General features: G+C 73.3%; 17 protein-coding genes. 12 read left to right on the top strand and 5 right to left on the bottom strand.

Features of this window, described 5'->3' with window-relative positions; all coding sequences use genetic code 11:
- The first annotated feature begins 138 nt into the window (after window positions 1-138).
- The 3 genes from AB0F62_RS20120 (at window position 139) to AB0F62_RS20110 (ending at window position 4,839) form a co-directional block, all read left to right on the top strand.
- Window positions 139-1,221, top strand: a complete 1,083-nt coding sequence (locus AB0F62_RS20120) for an aldo/keto reductase (protein WP_361800448.1) — start codon at window positions 139-141, stop codon at window positions 1,219-1,221.
- A 154-nt stretch (window positions 1,222-1,375) separates the two neighbouring features.
- The gene (locus AB0F62_RS20115) at window positions 1,376-2,356 is read left to right on the top strand and encodes an EamA family transporter (RefSeq protein WP_361800445.1); all 981 of its coding nucleotides are present in this window, start codon (window positions 1,376-1,378) and stop codon (window positions 2,354-2,356) included.
- Window positions 2,357-3,315: 959 nt separating this feature from the next.
- Window positions 3,316-4,839, top strand: a complete 1,524-nt coding sequence (locus AB0F62_RS20110) for an FG-GAP repeat protein (RefSeq protein WP_361800442.1) — start codon at window positions 3,316-3,318, stop codon at window positions 4,837-4,839.
- On the opposite strand, the gene AB0F62_RS20105 is transcribed toward AB0F62_RS20110, so the two are convergent.
- Both AB0F62_RS20105 and AB0F62_RS20100 read right to left on the bottom strand, forming a co-directional pair.
- Window positions 4,836-5,474, bottom strand: a complete 639-nt coding sequence (locus AB0F62_RS20105) for an FMN-binding negative transcriptional regulator (protein WP_361800439.1) — start codon at window positions 5,472-5,474, stop codon at window positions 4,836-4,838. The genes AB0F62_RS20110 and AB0F62_RS20105 overlap by 4 nt on opposite strands.
- A gap of 13 nt (window positions 5,475-5,487) precedes the next feature.
- Window positions 5,488-6,168 carry a pyridoxamine 5'-phosphate oxidase family protein gene (locus AB0F62_RS20100; RefSeq protein WP_361800488.1) on the bottom strand — a complete coding sequence of 227 codons (681 nt, stop codon included), beginning with the start codon at window positions 6,166-6,168 and terminating at the stop codon, window positions 5,488-5,490.
- 53 nt (window positions 6,169-6,221) lie between these two features.
- On the opposite strand from AB0F62_RS20100, the gene AB0F62_RS20095 reads away from it, so the two are divergent.
- Window positions 6,222-7,553, top strand: coding sequence for an aminotransferase class I/II-fold pyridoxal phosphate-dependent enzyme (locus AB0F62_RS20095; protein WP_361800436.1), 1,332 nt, complete (start codon window positions 6,222-6,224; stop codon window positions 7,551-7,553).
- 28 nt (window positions 7,554-7,581) lie between these two features.
- Here AB0F62_RS20095 and AB0F62_RS20090 read toward each other — a convergent pair whose 3' ends face one another.
- Window positions 7,582-8,571: a DMT family transporter gene (locus AB0F62_RS20090; RefSeq protein ID WP_361800433.1), complete on the bottom strand. Its 990-nt coding sequence runs from the start codon at window positions 8,569-8,571 to the stop codon at window positions 7,582-7,584.
- Window positions 8,572-8,645: 74 nt separating this feature from the next.
- Between AB0F62_RS20090 and AB0F62_RS20085 the strand changes: the two genes are divergently transcribed.
- Together AB0F62_RS20085 and AB0F62_RS20080 are read left to right on the top strand one after the other, a co-directional pair.
- Window positions 8,646-9,560: a LysR family transcriptional regulator gene (locus tag AB0F62_RS20085; protein ID WP_361800430.1), complete on the top strand. Its 915-nt coding sequence runs from the start codon at window positions 8,646-8,648 to the stop codon at window positions 9,558-9,560.
- 12 nt (window positions 9,561-9,572) lie between these two features.
- On the top strand, window positions 9,573-10,421 hold the full coding sequence (locus AB0F62_RS20080) for a hypothetical protein (protein ID WP_361800427.1): 849 nt from the start codon (window positions 9,573-9,575) through the stop codon (window positions 10,419-10,421).
- Here the strand turns inward: AB0F62_RS20080 and AB0F62_RS20075 are convergent.
- On the bottom strand, window positions 10,418-10,888 hold the full coding sequence (locus tag AB0F62_RS20075; protein WP_361800424.1) for a pyridoxamine 5'-phosphate oxidase family protein: 471 nt from the start codon (window positions 10,886-10,888) through the stop codon (window positions 10,418-10,420). The genes AB0F62_RS20080 and AB0F62_RS20075 overlap by 4 nt on opposite strands.
- 83 nt (window positions 10,889-10,971) lie before the next feature.
- Here AB0F62_RS20075 and AB0F62_RS20070 point away from each other — a divergent pair, with 83 nt between their 5' ends.
- The gene (locus AB0F62_RS20070) at window positions 10,972-11,646 is read left to right on the top strand and encodes an isochorismatase family protein (protein WP_361800421.1); all 675 of its coding nucleotides are present in this window, start codon (window positions 10,972-10,974) and stop codon (window positions 11,644-11,646) included.
- Here the strand turns inward: AB0F62_RS20070 and AB0F62_RS20065 are convergent.
- Window positions 11,629-12,114: a Rieske (2Fe-2S) protein gene (locus tag AB0F62_RS20065; RefSeq protein WP_361800418.1), complete on the bottom strand. Its 486-nt coding sequence runs from the start codon at window positions 12,112-12,114 to the stop codon at window positions 11,629-11,631. The two genes, AB0F62_RS20070 and AB0F62_RS20065, sit on opposite strands and share 18 nt — an antisense overlap.
- A 276-nt stretch (window positions 12,115-12,390) precedes the next feature.
- Between AB0F62_RS20065 and AB0F62_RS20060 the strand changes: the two genes are divergently transcribed.
- The 5 genes from AB0F62_RS20060 to AB0F62_RS20040 all read left to right on the top strand — a co-directional run bounded on the left by AB0F62_RS20060 (window position 12,391) and on the right by AB0F62_RS20040 (window position 16,130).
- The gene (locus tag AB0F62_RS20060; protein ID WP_361800415.1) at window positions 12,391-13,209 is read left to right on the top strand and encodes a HipA family kinase; all 819 of its coding nucleotides are present in this window, start codon (window positions 12,391-12,393) and stop codon (window positions 13,207-13,209) included.
- 47 nt (window positions 13,210-13,256) lie between these two features.
- Complete coding sequence (locus tag AB0F62_RS20055) at window positions 13,257-13,598, top strand: DUF3037 domain-containing protein (RefSeq protein ID WP_245938895.1); 342 nt, start codon at window positions 13,257-13,259, stop codon at window positions 13,596-13,598.
- Window positions 13,599-13,717: 119 nt separating this feature from the next.
- Window positions 13,718-14,479 carry a 3-oxoacyl-ACP reductase FabG gene (gene fabG, locus AB0F62_RS20050; RefSeq protein ID WP_361800412.1) on the top strand — a complete coding sequence of 254 codons (762 nt, stop codon included), beginning with the start codon at window positions 13,718-13,720 and terminating at the stop codon, window positions 14,477-14,479.
- Between the two features lie 22 nt (window positions 14,480-14,501).
- Entirely contained in the window at window positions 14,502-15,263 is a 762-nt protein-coding gene (locus tag AB0F62_RS20045) for an SDR family oxidoreductase (RefSeq protein WP_361800409.1), read from the top strand.
- Between the two features lie 186 nt (window positions 15,264-15,449).
- Window positions 15,450-16,130 (top strand): uracil-DNA glycosylase, encoded by a 681-nt coding sequence (locus AB0F62_RS20040; protein WP_361800406.1) that lies wholly within the window; start codon window positions 15,450-15,452, stop codon window positions 16,128-16,130.
- Window positions 16,131-16,181: the final 51 nt, after the last annotated feature.

Raw genomic sequence — 16,181 nt, 5'->3', positions numbered from 1 at the left:
GTGGGCGCGCGGGGCCCGTAGCCCGATTCGGGCGTGGTCGGCAGGATCGGGCAAGGGCGGGCGAGGATCGGTCTACCCCGCACGGCCCGGCTCCCGTTGCATGGAGGGGACCGATCCGACCGACACAGGAGCACGTCCATGCCGCTCGACCACTACGTCACCCTCGGCCGTTCCGGGCTGCGGGTCAGCCCGTTCGCCCTCGGCGCGATGACCTTCGGCGAGGATCCCGGCGGCGCCGGGTGCAGCGTCGAGGAGTCGGAGAAGATCCTGGCCACCTATCTCGACCGCGGCGGGAACTTCGTCGACACCGCGAACTTCTACACCAACGGCCACTCGGAGAGCATCCTCGGCGACTGGTTCGCCGCCCACCCCGGGCGACGCGAGCACGTGGTGCTCGCCTCGAAGTTCTTCACCAACCTCTTCCCCGGCGACCCCAACGGCGGCGGCGCGGGCCGGGGGTCGATCGTCGCCCAACTCGACGAGACGCTGCGCCGGCTGCGGACCGACTACCTGGACCTGTACTGGCTGCACAACTGGGACCGCCACACCCCGATCGAGGAGACCCTGCGCACCCTCGACGACCTGGTGCGCGCCGGCAAGATCCGCTACATCGGGTTCTCCAACACCCCCGCCTGGCTGACCGCGCAGGCCCAGACCACCGCGCTGCTGAAGGGCTGGACCCCGCTGATCGCGCTCCAGGTCGAGTACTCGCTGCTGGCCCGCACCGTCGAGGGGGAACTCGCCCCGCTCGCGCTCGACCAGGGCATGGCGCTCGTGCCGTGGAGCCCGCTGAAGAACGGCTTCCTGTCCGGCAAGTACCGCCGCGGCGCCGCGGTCACCGACTCCGCCCGCACGTCGTTCGTGGGCGGTCCCGGCGAGGACGAGTACGCCGTGATCGACGCGGTCGCCGCCGTCGCCGACGAGCTCGGGACCACGTCCGCCGCGGTGTCCCTGGCCTGGCTGCGCGCCCGCGAGGGCACCGTCGTGCCGATCGTCGGCGCTCGGCGGCTCGGACACCTCGAGGACAACCTCGCGGGCCTCGACGTCGTCCTCGCCCCGGAGCAGGTACGGCGGCTGGACGAGGTGTCGGCCCCGGTCCTGAACTACCCCGCGCCCCTCCACGGCGACCTGCGGGCGATGCTGCAGTTCGCGGGCACCACGGTCGACGGCGAGACCTCCGCGGTGTACCCGCCGCTGCTGCAGAGCGCCGTCCGCTACTGAGCCCGCGCGGCGCCGGGCGGTGGCGCGGGGCCCGCGGCGCCGGGCCCGTGCGGCCGGCCGGGTCCGGGCCCGGTTCCTTGATCGACACATGCGGCCAGGGGTGACAGCCGTCACTTGGGATGACGCTCCTGTCGCGAGCTGACATCATGGCCCGATGCATGTGTCTCAGGGGAGGAACGCCGGGCTCTGGCTCGCGCTGGTGTCCGCGTTCGCGTTCGGTGGTTCGGGGGTGGCGGCCAAACCGCTGATCGAGGCGGGGCTCGACCCGCTGCACGTGGTGTGGCTGCGGGTGGCCGGTGCCACGCTCGTGATGCTGCCCGTGGTGCTGCGGCACCGGGCGCTCCTGTTCCGCCGCCCCGGGCTGCTGCTCGGCTTCGGCCTGCTCGGCGTCGCCGGCGTCCAGACGCTCTACTTCGCGGCGATCTCCCGGATCCCGGTCGGCGTCGCGATCCTCGTGGAGTTCCTCGGCCCGGCGCTGCTGCTCGGCTGGGTGCGCTTCGTCCAGCGCAAGGCGGTCAGCAGGGCCGCCGCGATCGGTGTCGTGCTGGCCGTCGGAGGCATGGCGGCGGTGGTCGAGGTGTGGTCCGGGCTCGCCTTCGACCCCATCGGCCTCGCGCTCGCCTTCGGCGCCGCCTGCTGCCAGGTCAGCTACTTCGTCCTGGCCGACCACGGCAGCGAGGGCGACGACGCGCCGGACCCGGTCGCCGTCATCGCCTACGGTCTGTTCATCGGTGCCGTCGTGCTGACCGCGGTCGCCCGCCCCTGGACGATGGACTGGTCGGTGCTCACCCGGCAGGCCGGCCTCGGGGAGACGCACGTGCCGGCGCTGCTGCTGATCGGCTGGGTCGTGCTGGTGGCGACGGTGCTCGCGTACCTGACCGGCGTCGTGGCCGTGCGTCGCCTGTCGCCCCAGGTGGCGGGTGTGGTGGCGTGCCTGGAGGCCGTCGTCGGTACGATCCTGGCCTGGGTGCTGCTCGGTGAGCACCTCGGCGTCCCGCAGATGATCGGCGGCACGCTCGTCCTGGCGGGCGCCTTCGTCGCCCAGACCGCCAAGAAGCAGGGGACGACCACGGTCGTGGCCTTGGGAAGCCCCGCCGACACGGACACCGCCGCTCCCGCGACGCAACCCGCGTAGGCGGGTGTCCGCCGGGGCGGAGGCGGGGGCGGGGGCGGTGGGGGTGTGGCGGGCCCGGTGGCTCGGCTGTCCCGCCGTCTCGCTCCCTTCGGTCGCAAAGCGGCTGGCTGCGGAGGGGAAGGTGGGGGCGGCTCTTGTCGGGCGTGTGCGGGTGGGTGGTGGGCGGGGGTTCAGGCGCCGGAGCGGGGTCCCTTTCCGGGGGTGTCTGTCTCGTTGCCGTCCGCGGGTATAGATGGCTGGTTGCCACGCCCACCCTTCGTGGGTGGCGCGCCTGCCGTGACCTGCGTCTGCGGGTGATTCCCCGGCAGCACCGGGCTCGACGGGTGGCCTTCCGAGATCGGGCTCTGTTTCGCCGACATGGTCGGTGAAAGCGGGCCCGATCTTCTCCGGTTCAAAGATCGGGCTCTGTTCCGCCGACTATGTCGGTGATAGCGAGCCCGATGTCCCCCCGCTCAAAGATCGGGCTCTGTTTCGCCGAACATATCGGCGGAAGAGAGCCCGATCTCTCGTCAACGGCTCGACGGCACCTCGAATCAGCCGCAGACGCCGGTTACGGCGGGCGCGCCCACCACGATCGGTGGGCGTGGAAGCGGCCATCTATACCCGCGGCCGGCGACGAGACCCCGCCACCGGAAAGGCACCCCGCTCCGGAGCCTGAACCCCCGCCACCCACCAGTCGCACACCGCCAACCGGCCCTGGGCCCCCACCCTCCCATCCGCAGCCCGCATCTCTGCGACCGCAGGGAGCGAGACGGCGGGACAGCCGAACCACCCACCCGTACCCCCACCCCCACCCAGCACACCCCCACCACGCGGCCGGCCGCGCCCCGCGCCGGTTTCGCGTTCCCCTACAACCAATCCTCCCCATGGGGTGTCAAAGACCGTGCCGGACAAGGAAACGGGCTCTTTCCGGACACCCCCGCACCGCCCGGTCGTTTTTGAGCGAGGAGGAGCCGCTCATGCGCAAGAACCGCTCGGCTGCGGTCGCCGCGGCGTCATTCCTGTTGATCACCGGGGCGGCGATCGCCACCGCCCCCGCTTCCTACGCCGGGACCCCCGGCGGCACGCATGCCAATGACCGGAACCGGGACTTCAACGGTGACGGGTACGAGGACGTGCTGACCGGCGCGCCCGGCGCGACGGTCGGCGGCCGGTCCGGCGCCGGAGCCGTCACGGTGCAGTACGGCGGCCCGAAGGGCGTCACCACGAGCAACGCGAAGGTGTTCAGCCAGAACACCGCGGGCGTACCCGGTGCGGCCGAGACCGGCGACGCCTTCGGCCAGGCCGTGGGCAGCGGCGACCTCGACGGGGACGGCTACGACGACGCGGTCGTCGGCATCCCCGGTGAGGACCTCGACGGGGTCGGCGCCGACGCGGGCGGCGTCGTCGTCCTGTGGGGCTCGGCACAGGGGCTCTCCGGTGCCGCGAGCGACTGGGTGCAGTCCGTCAGCCCGTTCAAGGGCGACCGCTTCGGCAGTGCCCTTGCCGCGGGCCACTTCACGACGTACGTCCCCGGCGACCTCCTCGCGGTGGTCGACAAGGTCGGGCTGTCCATCTACCAGTACGAGGCCGCGCCCCAGACCGCGAAGGCGGGGGACAAGGGCGGATCCTCGTTCAAGGAGTTCAAGGACCGCCGCCGCACCTCGCTCGCCCGGCAGGCCGAGGGACCGGGCATCTCGCCCGTGTCCCTGACCACCGGCGACTACGACAACAACGGCCTCGCCGATCTCGTGGTCTCCGGCCTCAGCCTGGGCGAGGAACCGGGCCACGGCTGGTCGTACGTCATCCTCAGCGACGACATCGACCCGCTGCCCATCACCGCACTGCGCGGCGGTCCCGTCGTCGCCTCCGGCGACATCAACGGCGACGGGTTCGACGACCTGGTCACCGGCGAGCCGCACAGTCCCAACGACGGCGGCGAGTTCATGAACGGCGGCTTGGTGGGCGTCTACTACGGCAGTGCCGACGGGCCCGTGGGACAGGAGGGCCCGGGCACCCCGCCGGACTGGTGGACGCAGGACAACCCCGGCGTGCCGGGTGTCGCGGAGCGCGCCGACGGCTTCGGCTCCGACCTCTCCGTGGGCGACGTCAACCGCGACGGGTACGCGGACCTGGCGATCGGCGCCTCGGGCGAGGACATCGGCAGTGTCGCCGACGCGGGTGCCGTGTGGGTCCTGCGCGGCTCGGCCGGGGGCCTCACCACGGCCGGTGTCCTGGATGTGAACCAGAACACCGCGAACGTGCCCGGCGGCGCGGAGAAGGGCGACAAGTTCGGCGGCCAGGTCTCCCTCACCGACCCCAACGCCGACGGCTACTACGGTCTACTCGCCGCGGCTCCGGGTGAGAACACCAACGACGGCGTGGTGTGGGTCTTCTCGGCCGGTTCGACGGGCCTGAAGCTGCCGGGGAGCTGGACGTACGGCGGTGGCTCGCTCGGCGCCCCGTACCAGAACGCCCGGTTCGGCGCGGCGATCGACGACTAACCGGACCGCCCCAGGCGGCGCAGTTGGTGGGTCCGGGCGGCGGCGTCGCCCGGACCGTCCCGTTCGGCGAGCAGCCCGGTCACCCGCGCTTGCGTCGCACGCGGCTTGTTCCCGCCGAACTTGAACTTCGCGCGGACGTCGGCGACCTCCAGCCGCAGCCCGCGGATGCCCGGCAGCATCCGGCCGAACGGTGCCTGGCCGGGGGCGACCTCGGCGTGGTCGCCGCGCGGCTGGAAGTGGGCGAGCTGCCGGTGCAGCAGGTCCGCCTTCTCCTGTGCGTCGTCCACGACGTGGGCGACGCAGTGGAGTTGCACGGCGGCGTAGAAGCTGGTGGGCGTGCCGTGCTCGGGAGGCGCGCCCTCGGGGGCGTGCCAGGTGCCGGGGATGAAGGTGTAGTCGTCGACGACGCTCAGGGTCACCCGGGGGTGGGCCTCGAGCGCGGCCCAGATCGGGTTGGGGCGGGCGAGGTGGGTGACGACCTCGCGCCGCCCCGCGTCATAGGCGAAGTGCAGCGGCTGGACGAAGGGCGGCTCGCCGTCGAGGCCGTTGACCGCGAGCTGGCCGAAGTCGTGTGCGGCCAGCCAGTCCTGCCACTCGGCGTCGTCGTGGGCGGCGTCCCAGGGGTGGATGAGCATGCGCGGGATCCCTTCAGCGCGCCGTGAGGTAGCCGGGGACGGGGAGGGACGGATCGAGGTCGTCGGCGGGCTCGGGCGCGCCGTAGGAGCGCGACACCGGCAGCACGCCCGCCCAGTGGGGGAGCGCGAGGTCCTCGGGGTCGTCGCCGGGGCCGCCGGTGCGCACCTTGGCCGAGACCTCGTGAAGGTCGAGGGCGATCACGGCGGTGGCGGCGAGTTCCCTGGCGTTGGCGGGGCGCGCGTCGGCGGAGCGGCCGGGCACGATGTGGTCGACCAGGGCGTCCAGCGCGGTGGCGCGTTCGGCGGGGTCGGTGACCTGGCGGGCGACGCCGTGCACCACCACGGATCGGTAGTTGATCGTGTGGTTGAAGGCTGAGCGGGCCAGTACGAGCCCGTCCAGATGCGTCACGGTCAGGCACACCGGGAGCCCGGTGTCCTCGCCGGCGCCGCGCAGCGGTCGCGAGCCGGTGGAGCCGTGCACATACAGCCGTTCGCCGACGCGGGCGTAGAGGGTCGGCAGCACGACGGGTGCCCCGTCGCGGACGAAGCCGAGGTGGCAGAGGTAGTCCGCGTCGAGGATGGCGTGCACCAGGTCGCGGTCGTAGGAGGCGCGCTCGCGGCTGCGGGTCGGGACGGTGCGCTCGGTGGCGGCGTACGCACCGGCAGCGGAGGGCGTGGCGGACCCGGCGGTCATGGCGGACTCGGCGGTCATGGCGCGATCCTTTGCACTAGTGCATAATGCTATTTGTGCTAGGAGAGTACACGTTCACCGGCCGGGGCGCAGCGGAGATCGCGGCCAGCGTCGAACAGGCCATCGGGCAGGGGGCGTTGGCCCCGGGCGCCGCGCTGCCGCCGCTGCGGGAGCTCGCCGCCGTGCTCGGCGTCAACCCCAACACCGTCGCCGCCGCCTACCGCCTGCTGCGCGACCGGGGTGTGATCGAGACGGCGGGCCGGCGTGGCAGCCGGGTGCGGCGGCGTCCGGCGACCACCGCGCGCGACGAGATCCGCCTGGAGGTGCCGCCCGGGGTGCGGGACCTGTCCACCGGCAACCCGGACACCGCGCTGCTGCCCCCGTTCGCCGAGGCGCTCGCCGTCGCCGCGGCCCGGCACGCGCGGCAGCCCATGCTCTACGGGCAGGCCCCGGTCGAGGAGGAGTTCGGCCGGCTGGCCCGTGCCGCCTTCGACGCCGACGGCGTCCCGGACGGCCCCGTCGCCGTCACCTCGGGCTCGCTCGACGCCATGGAGCGGGCGCTCCTCGCCCACCTGAGGCCGGGGGACGCCGTCGCCGTCGAGGACCCCGGCTGGGGCAGCGTCTTCGACCTGGTGCCCGCCCTGGGGCTGCGGCCGGTCCCGGTCGGTGTGGACGACGACGGCCCGCTGCCGGACGACGTGGACGCCGCCCTGCGGCGGGGCGCACGGGCGCTGATCGTCACCGACCGCGGCCAGAACCCCACCGGCGCCACCGTCTCGGCGGGGCGCGCCGAAGAGCTGCGTGCCGTCCTCGCCGGTCACCCTGGGGTCCTGGTCATCGACGACGACCATGTGCACGGCCTCACCGAGCTGCCGCTCCACCCGCTCGCCGGCAGCACGCGGCACTGGATGCTGGTCCGCTCCACGGCCAAGGCCTACGGCCCCGACCTGCGCCTGGCCACCCTCACCGGGGACCCGCGCACCGTGGACCGGGTCCGCGGCCGCTACCGGCTCGGCCCCGGCTGGGTCAGCCATCTGCTCCAGCACGCCGTCGCCCATCTGTGGCGCACCGGCGCGGTCGACATCCCGGCCGTCTCCGCCGCCTACGCCGCGCGCCGCGACACCCTGGTGCGCGCGCTCGCCGACCGCGGAGTCGCCGCCCACGGCCGCAGCGGCATGAACGTCTGGGTGCCCGTGCCCGACGAGACCGGTGCCGTGTCCGGGCTCCTGCAGGCGGGCTGGGCCGTCGCCCCCGGCGCGCGCTTCCGGCTGGACTCCCCGCCGGGCATCCGTATCACCGTCTCGCCCGTCGCGGCGGAGGAGGTGCCGGCCCTGGCCGACGCCGTCGCCGCCGCGGTCCGCCCGCACCGCGCGGGGCGCTTCGGCTGACGGGCGGGCGGGCGGGGCGGCGCGGGGCTCAGCCGGCCGGGCGGCGCTGGGTCAGTGCCGCCCCGGCGAGCACGACGAGGGCGCCGACCGGCTCGTTCCAGGTCAGGTGCTCGCCCAGCAGCGCGACACCGGCCGCGGTCGCGATGACCGGGATGAGGTAGGTGACCATCGTCGCGATGGTCGGGCCCTTCTCCGCCACGATCCCGTACTGGAGGAGGAAGGCGATCCCGGTGCCCAGCGCGCCCAGCGCCACGACCGACAGCGTCGGCCAGAGCGGGAAGGATGCGGGCACGGAGGTGAACAGCGGGGTCAGCACGGCCAGTTGGGCGGTGCCCAGCAGCAGCTGGGCGGAGGACATCGAGAGGGCCGAGTTGCCGCTGCCGCTCAGGGTGCGGCGCACGTAGATCCAGCCGACCGCGTAGCTCGCGGAGGCGCCCAGTGCCATCGCGGTCCCCGCCGGGTCCGTCCCGGAGAAGCCCTGCCAGGCGCCGAGCACGGTCAGCACGCCGACGAAACCGATGCCGACCCCGGCGACCCGCTGCCGGGTGGGCTTGTCGTCGGAGAGCGCGACCACCGACAGCACCATGCTCCACAGCGGGGTCGTGGCGTTGCAGATGCCCGCGAGTGTCGAGGGGATGGTCAGTTCGGCATACGCGAAGAGCGTGAACGGCACCGTGTTGAGCAGCAGCGCCGCCACCGCCATGTGTCCCCACGCGCGCGCGCCGCGCGGCAGGCGCTCCCGCTTCACGGCGAAGGCGACGGCCAGGACGGCGGTGCCGAAGGCCATACGGCCGAGCGCGACCTGCAGCGGGGCGTAGGCCTCGGTGCCGACCTTGATGAACAGGAAGCTGAAGCCCCAGATGAGCGCGAGCACGGCCCAGCTGACGCGCCAGTCCACGGCGGGGCGGCGGCGAGCGGCGGCCGCGGGGGCGGCGATGGCGGGGGTGGTGGCGGGGGTGGTTTCGGCTGGGGAGGGGTCGGCCGTGGCGGCCGGGCGGTCGGTGCTGGGTGCGCTCATGGCCATCACGATGACGGATCCGACCTCTTAGGACAAGCGAGAAAACCTCCCCGTGATCACGTAGTGTTGCTTACATGTTGAACCTGGAGCGCCTGCGCGTCCTGCACGCCATCTCCGCCTACGGGTCGGTGAGCGCCGCGGCGGACGTCCTGCATGTGACGACCTCGGCCGTCTCCCAGCAGATGAGCAAACTGGAACGCGAGACCGGCCAGACGCTGCTGGCGAAGAACGGGCGCGGGGTCCGCCTCACGGATGCCGGACGGCTGCTGTCCGGGCACGCCGACCGCATCCTCTCCCTCGTCGAGCTGGCCCACTCCGACCTGGAGGCGCACCGCGGCGCCGCCGTCGGCGAACTGCACATGGGCGCCTTCCCGACCTCGGCGCGCGGCCTGTTCCCGCAGGCGCTCGCCGCGATGCGGCACGACCACCCCAAGCTCCGCGCGATGGTCCACGAAACGGAGCCCCAGGACGCGCTGGACCGACTCGTCCGCGGCGACATCGACCTCGCCGTGGTCCTCGACTGGTACAACAAGCCGCTGTCGCTGCCGGGCGGCCTCGCCAAGGCGCCGCTGCTCGACGACATCGCCGACGTGGTCGTCCCCGAGGGTCACCCGCTGGCCGGCCGTCCCGAGGTCGACCTCGGCGAACTCGCCGACGACGACTGGATCGCCTGGCCCGACGGCGGCTTCTGCCACGAGTGGCTGTTGTTCACCCTGCGCGGCAAGGGCGTGGAGCCGCGCATCGCCCACCACGCCGAGGAGCATCCGACCGTCCTCGCCCTCGTCGCCGCGGGGCTGGGTGTCGCCGTCGTCCCCCGCCTCGGCCGGGGCCCGCTTCCGGCCGGGGTCCGCGCCATCCGTGTGCGCCACACCATGCAGCGCCACATCTACGCCGTCTGGCGCGCCGACGCCGACCGACGCCCCGCCATCCGCGCCGCCGTCGAGGCCCTGCGCCGGGCGGGGGCGGAGGTGGCGGCGGCGGACGGCTGAGATCATGCGCGCATGGCTGACTGGGCGACCTACGTCATCGTGCGCGAGGACGGGGATCACGAGGTGTACGAGGCGCGCTTCGGCGCGATCGGCCTCGATCTCGATCTGCTCGCCGGCCCCGAGGTCCTGGTGCCGGTCCTCCGGGCCCGCCCACTGGCCGAAGACTGGCGCGACGAGGTGTGGTGCCAGGCGGCCGCGCTGATCGATCTGCGGTGCAAGACGCTGCTGTTCTTCGCCTGGGAGGGGCCGGTCACCGAGCTGCGCCACCGAGCCGCCCTGTGGGAGGCGCTGCGGCGCGCGTGGCCGGGGTGGGAGCTGCGCTGGACCCACGACGGCCCCGCCGCACTCCGTGCCCACCTCGGCCTGGATCCGGAGGTCGTACGGGAGAAGGCCGGCGGCTCGACGTACCCGGACGGCGCCCTCGCGACCGGTGACGAGGAGCTCGCCGAGCGCGATCCCCTGATCCGGGTCGTCACGGTCGGTGCCGACCGGTGCCATCTGCTGTCCTCCGCCAACCACCACCCAGTGGCCGAGGGTCCGGCGCTGCTCGTCCGGCTCGAGCGGGCGCCCGGCCACGGACGCTGCGTCCTCGCCGCGAATTCCGGGCTCCACGTCGACCCGCTGCGGCGACGGGTGGGCTGGTGGCTGCTCGGCGCCCAGGCCGGGGTGCCGCGGATGGCCTCGCGCTGGCCGGGTTGGACGGTCGAGTTCTGGGCGGACCGCTGGGAGGAGCACGTCCGCGCCTCGGGCGGCCGGTTCGCCCCGCCGGCGGTGGACCCCGAGCAGGCGCTCGCGGAGCTGCGCGACGAGGCGCGGGGGCGCCGATCCGCGCTCGGCGACGCGGTGCTGCGCTTGCCCTAGCCTGGGCCGGGCATCTTGCGGAAGTCCCAGGAGACGACGCTCTCCGGGGTCAGGCGGAGCCAGGCGTGGCGGTTGTCGTGGGGCATCGAGTCCAGGCCGAAGTTCTTGGCCGCGAACAGCCGCTCGGGGGTGTCCAGGGCGGGGTGGGGCTCGCCGGTGCGGGGGGCCTCACCGACGAATTCGACGGCGCCGGAGAGCTCCACGCCGCGCAGTTCGCCGTAGTCCGTACCGTCGTCCACGACGACCGCCACCCGCGGGTCGCGGCGCAGGTCGGCCCAGCGGCGACTGCGGACGATCGAGTACAGCCACAGGGACGTGCCGTCCCAGACGAACCAGAGCGCGCCCACGTGCGGGCGGCCGTCGGGTGAGACGGTCGCGACGCGGCAGGTGCGCTGTTCGCCCAGGAAGGCGTCGACCTCTTCCGGGGTCATCATGATCCGGCGTCCGCGCCGCTGTGCGACGGGCATGCGGGCCCCCTTCCCTGGCTGACGATCCGTCAGATACGGTCGCCTGGGACGACGGTAGGGCAGTCGCGCACAGGGGGGCAAGCATGACGGACGGCAATCGGGACCGGCGGCTGGACGCGCTCGTGACGCCCCGGTCCACCGCGCTGCTCACCGTCGAGTGCCAGCGCGGGGTCGTGGGCCCGGGCGGCGCGCTGCCCGAACTCGCCGCCGCCGTACGGGACACCGGGGCGCTGGACGCCACCGCGCGGCTGGTCGCCGCCGCCCACGCGGCGGGCGCCGTCGTCGTGCACGCCGTCGCGGAACGCCGCCCCGACGGCCGCGGTTCCAGCCGCAACGCGCGGATCTTCCGCGCCGCCGAGCGCCTGCCCGTGCAGCAGGTCGCCGGCAGCCCCGCGGTCGAGGTGGCCGAGGAGATTCCGGTCGGTGCCGGCGACTTCGTCGTGCGACGGCTGCACGGGCTGTCGCCGGTCGCCGGCACCGGCCTCGACGCCGTGCTGCGCAACCTGGGCGTGCGCACGGTCGTCGTCACGGGGGTCTCGGCCAACGTGGCCGTTCCCAACGCCGTCTTCGACGCGGTCAATCTCGGCTACGAGGCGGTCGTGCCCGCCGACGCCATCGCGGGGGTGCCGGCCGCGTACACGGCGGACGTGATCCGGCACACCCTCGCGCTGGTCGCCACGGTCACCACCGCCGACGCGGTCATCGGCAGCTGGAAGCGGTCCGGGGCGGAGCCGGGGCACTCAGGCCAGGGCGACTGAGTCACCCTCCACCTTGATGTTCGCCGCGGGGAGCGGCTTGGTCGCCGGGCCCGTCGTCACGCTGCCGTCGTTGATGCTGAACTTGCTTCCGTGACAGGGGCAGTTGATCGTGCCGCCGGCGATCTCGTTGACCGCGCAGCCCTGGTGGGTGCAGATCGACGAGAACGCCTTGAACTCGCCGGCCTTGGGCTGGCACACCACGACCTTCCGGTCCGCGAAGATCTTGCCGCCGCCGACCGGGATGTCCGTGGTCTTGGCGAGTGCCGCCTCGGCCCCGTCGTTCCCGGCCGGCGCCGACTGCCCGTTCCCCTGGTCGCCGTTCTGCGCGGGGGCGGCCGGGCTGTACGCGCTCGCGGAGTCGTTGGAGTCACCGCACGCGGCCAGCGCGGCCGCGAGCCCCGCCGCACCCACCCCGGCGACCACGGCGCGGCGGGTGGGAGCTCCTGCGATGCCAGTCGTCTCGGCCATGCGTCACACATCCTGTTGCCTCGTCCGTTCCGGACCGCTTGCCGGGGCCCGGGAGCGTGCGATCACGCCCTGCACACTCCTACGGACGACATCGGTGAGCCGTTCAACCATCCCGGGGAATTCACCCGCGCGGCCGCGGGCGACGCGGGGCGACCCCTTCCTGCCGGGACGGTCCCCTTCCTGCCGGGGCGGCGGCTCTCCGTCCCGCCGGGCGGCCCCGGCGGTCCTGGCGGCGGCGCGTCATGGCCGGTGCGCGCCGATCATTAGGATGCGCTCATGGAGGAAGTGACCGGGATCCGCTACGTCACGCCGTTGCGTGAGGGCGGATCGGTGCCCGGGGTCGTCGAGGCCGACGATCTCGGGACCTATGTGGTGAAATTCGTCGGGGCGGCCCAGGGCCGGAAGGCGCTGGTCGCCGAGGTGATCGCGGGGGAGCTGGCCCGGCGGCTGGGGCTTCGGGTGCCGGTGCTGGTCCGGTTCCAGTTCGACCCGGTGATCGGGCTCGGCGAGCCGGACCAGGAGATCCAGGACCTGCTGAAGGCCAGCGGCGGCCTCAACCTCGGCATGGACTTCCTCCCCGGGGCGCTCGGCTTCGACCCGCTCGTCTTCGACGTGGAGTCCGGCGAGGCTGGCCGGATCGTCTGGTTCGACGCGCTCGTCGGCAACGTCGACCGCTCGTGGCGCAACCCGAACATGCTGGTCTGGCACCAGGACCTCTGGCTGATCGACCACGGCGCCTCGCTGATCTTCCACCACAACTGGAAGGGCGCCGACCAGGCCGCCGGCAAGCCGTACGACGCGGCCGACCACGCCCTGGCCCGGTTCTCCCCCGACATCGAGTCGGCCGCGCGCGATCTCGCCCCGCGCGTGGACGAGGCGCTGCTGCGCGAGGTGACCGCGCAGATCCCCGACGAGTGGCTGGTGGACGAGCCCGGCTTCGCGGGGCCGGACGACGTGCGCCGCGCGTACGAGCGGGTGCTGCTGGCCCGCGCCGGGACGGTGGGGGAGCGGATCACCCTCGCCCCCAAGGAGCAGGAGAAGCAGGCGCCGCCGGAGTGGCTGCGCACCTGGGTCGAGGGGAAGGCCGCGAAGTGAGCACGGCGAGCGGGCGCGATGTGTTCGAGTACGCGCTGGTGCGCGTGATGCCGCGGATCGAGCGCGGCGAGCTGATCAACGCGGGCGTGCTGGTGTACTGCCGTGCCAAGTCCTTCGTCGGCGCCCGCGTCCACCTGGACGAGACCCGGCTGCGCTGCCTCGACCCGGACGTGGACGTCGCGGGCGTACGGGCCGCGCTGCGCGGGTACGAGGGCATCTGCGCGGGCGGCGAGCGCGCCGGACAGGCGGCGGAGGACGACCCCGGGCGCCGCTTCCGGTGGCTGACGGCGCCACGCAGCACCATCGTGCAGCCGGGCCCGATCCACACCGGGCTGACCGAGGACCCCGAGGCGGAGGTGGACCGTCTGCTGGATCTTCTGGTGCGCTGAGCCACATCGGCGCGGTGAGCGTTGACACAGGGTCACCGCACTCCTACGGTTTCGGCTACGGGACGTACTAAGCGGTCGCTCACCTGCGCGACCGCTCCCCACAGGGCTGAGGAGAGCAGATGTCGACCACCGAGCAGCGCGTAGCGATCGTGACAGGGGCGGCGCGCGGCATCGGCGCCGCCACCGCCGTGCGCCTGGCCGCCGAGGGCCGCGCCGTGGCCGTGCTGGACCTCGACGAGACCGCGTGCAAGGACACCGTCGAGCAGATCACCAAGGCGGGGGGCAAGGCGATCGCCGTCGGCGCCGACGTCTCCGACGAGGAGCAGGTCGAGGCCGCCGTCGCGCGCGTCGCCGCGGAGCTCGGGGCGCCCACGATCCTCGTCAACAACGCGGGCGTGCTCCGCGACAACCTGCTGTTCAAGATGAGCGCGGCCGACTGGGACACGGTCATGAACGTGCACCTGCGCGGTGCCTTCCTGATGACCCGCGCCGTCCAGAAGCACATGGTGGACGCGAAGTTCGGCCGCGTGGTGAACCTGTCCTCGTCCTCCGCGCTCGGCAACCGCGGCCAGGCGAACTACTCCGCCGCCAAGGCGGGCCTGCAGGGCTTCACCAAGACCCTCGCCCACGAGCTGGGCAAGTTCGGCGTCACCGCCAACGCGGTCGCCCCCGGCTTCATCGCCACCGACATGACCGCCGCCACCGCCGCCCGCATCGGCATGGGCTTCGAGGAGTTCCAGGCCGCGGCCGCCACCCAGATCCCCGTCCAGCGCGTCGGCAACCCGGACGACGTCGCCAACGCCATCGCCTTCTTTACCGGCGACGCCGCGGGCTTCGTTTCCGGACAGGTGCTGTATGTGGCCGGCGGACCGCTCGACTGACCTGCGACAGGAGACCCGCATCATGAGCAACCAGCCCGACAGCGGCCGCGTCGCGCTCGTCACCGGCGCCAGCCGCGGCATCGGCTACGGCATCGCCGAGGCGCTCGTCGCCCGCGGCGACCGTGTCGTCATCACCGGCCGCAACGAGGAGGCGCTGAAGGAGGCCGTCGAGCGGCTCGGCGCCGACCGGGCCCTCGGCGTCGCCGGCAAGGCGCACGACGAGGCGCACCAGGCGGAGGCCGTCGAGCGTGCGATGGAGGCCTTCGGCCGCGTCGACTACCTCGCCAACAACGCCGGTACGAACCCCGTCTTCGGCCCGCTCGCCGAGCTCGACCTCGGCGTCGCCCGCAAGGTCTTCGAGACCAACGTCATCTCGGCGCTCGGCTTCGCCCAGCAGACCTACAAGGCGTGGATGAAGGAGAACGGCGGCGCGATCGTCAACATCTCCTCCGTGGCGGGCATCAGCGCCTCCCCGTTCATCGGCGCGTACGGCATGAGCAAGGCCGCGATGGTCAACCTCACGCTGCAGCTCGCCTCCGAGATGGCGCCGGGCGTCCGCGCCAACGCCATCGCCCCCGCGGTCGTCAAGACCCGGTTCGCCTCCGCCCTCTACGAGGGCCGCGAGGAGCAGGCGGCGTCCGCGTACCCGCTGGGCCGGCTCGGCGTGCCCGAGGACATCGGCGGCGCCGCCGCCTTCCTGCTCTCGGACGCGGCGGCCTGGATCACCGGGCAGACGCTGGTCGTGGACGGCGGCATCTTCCTCAACGCGAGCGTCGGCGCCTGAGGCCCGCGCCCGTCCGCACGCCACCGTGCGCGGTCCCCGGTGCCGGCCCCCGCGACAGGGGACCGGCGCCGGGGACTTCCGCGTATGGGGGGTGCGGTCGGCCGGGCGATACCCGGCCGGGCGGATTGTCAGTGCGGACCGGTACGTTCGTCCCCAGTAACGGATCGCGTACCGGAGGTTCCCGACGTGCCCATCACGCTGCCCGAGTCCTGGCAGGCCGTCCTCGGTGAGGAGCTGGAGAAGCCCTACTTCACCCAGCTCACCGAGTTCGTGGAGGAGGAGCGCGGGAAGCACAAGGTCTTCCCGCCGCGCGAGCAGGTCTTCGCGGCCCTGGAAGCCACTCCCTACGACAAGGTCAAGGTGCTGATCCTCGGCCAGGACCCGTACCACGGTGAGGGCCAGGGGCACGGGTTGTGCTTCTCGGTGCGCCCCGGGGTGAAGACCCCGCCCTCACTGCGGAACATCTTCAAGGAGATGAAGGAGGAGTACGGCTACCCGATCCCGGACAACGGCTACCTGATGCCGTGGGCCGAGCAGGGCGTGCTGCTGCTCAACGCGGTGCTGACGGTCCGCGAGGCCGAGGCGAACTCGCACAAGGGCAAGGGATGGGAGAAGTTCACCGACGCCGTCATCAAGGCCGTCGCGTCCCGGCCCGACCCGGCGGTCTTCGTCCTGTGGGGCAACTACGCCAAGAAGAAGCTGCCGCTGATCGACACCGAGCGGCACGCGGTCGTCCAGGGCGCCCACCCGTCGCCGCTGTCGGCCAAGCTCTTCCTGGGCAGCCGTCCCTTCACCCAGATCGACGAGGCGCTCAAGGCACAGGGCCACGACCCGGTGGACTGGCGCATCTCCGACCTGGGCGCCTGAGACCGCGACCGGGCCGGGCGATGCACGGGGGTCATCGCCCGGCCCGGGCCG

The sequence above is a fragment of the Streptomyces sp. NPDC026673 genome (assembly GCF_040638135.1).
GTDB lineage: Bacteria > Actinomycetota > Actinomycetes > Streptomycetales > Streptomycetaceae > Actinacidiphila.
The sequence above is the reverse complement of the archived record's forward strand: the minus strand, read 5'-3'. Positions and strand labels throughout refer to the sequence as shown.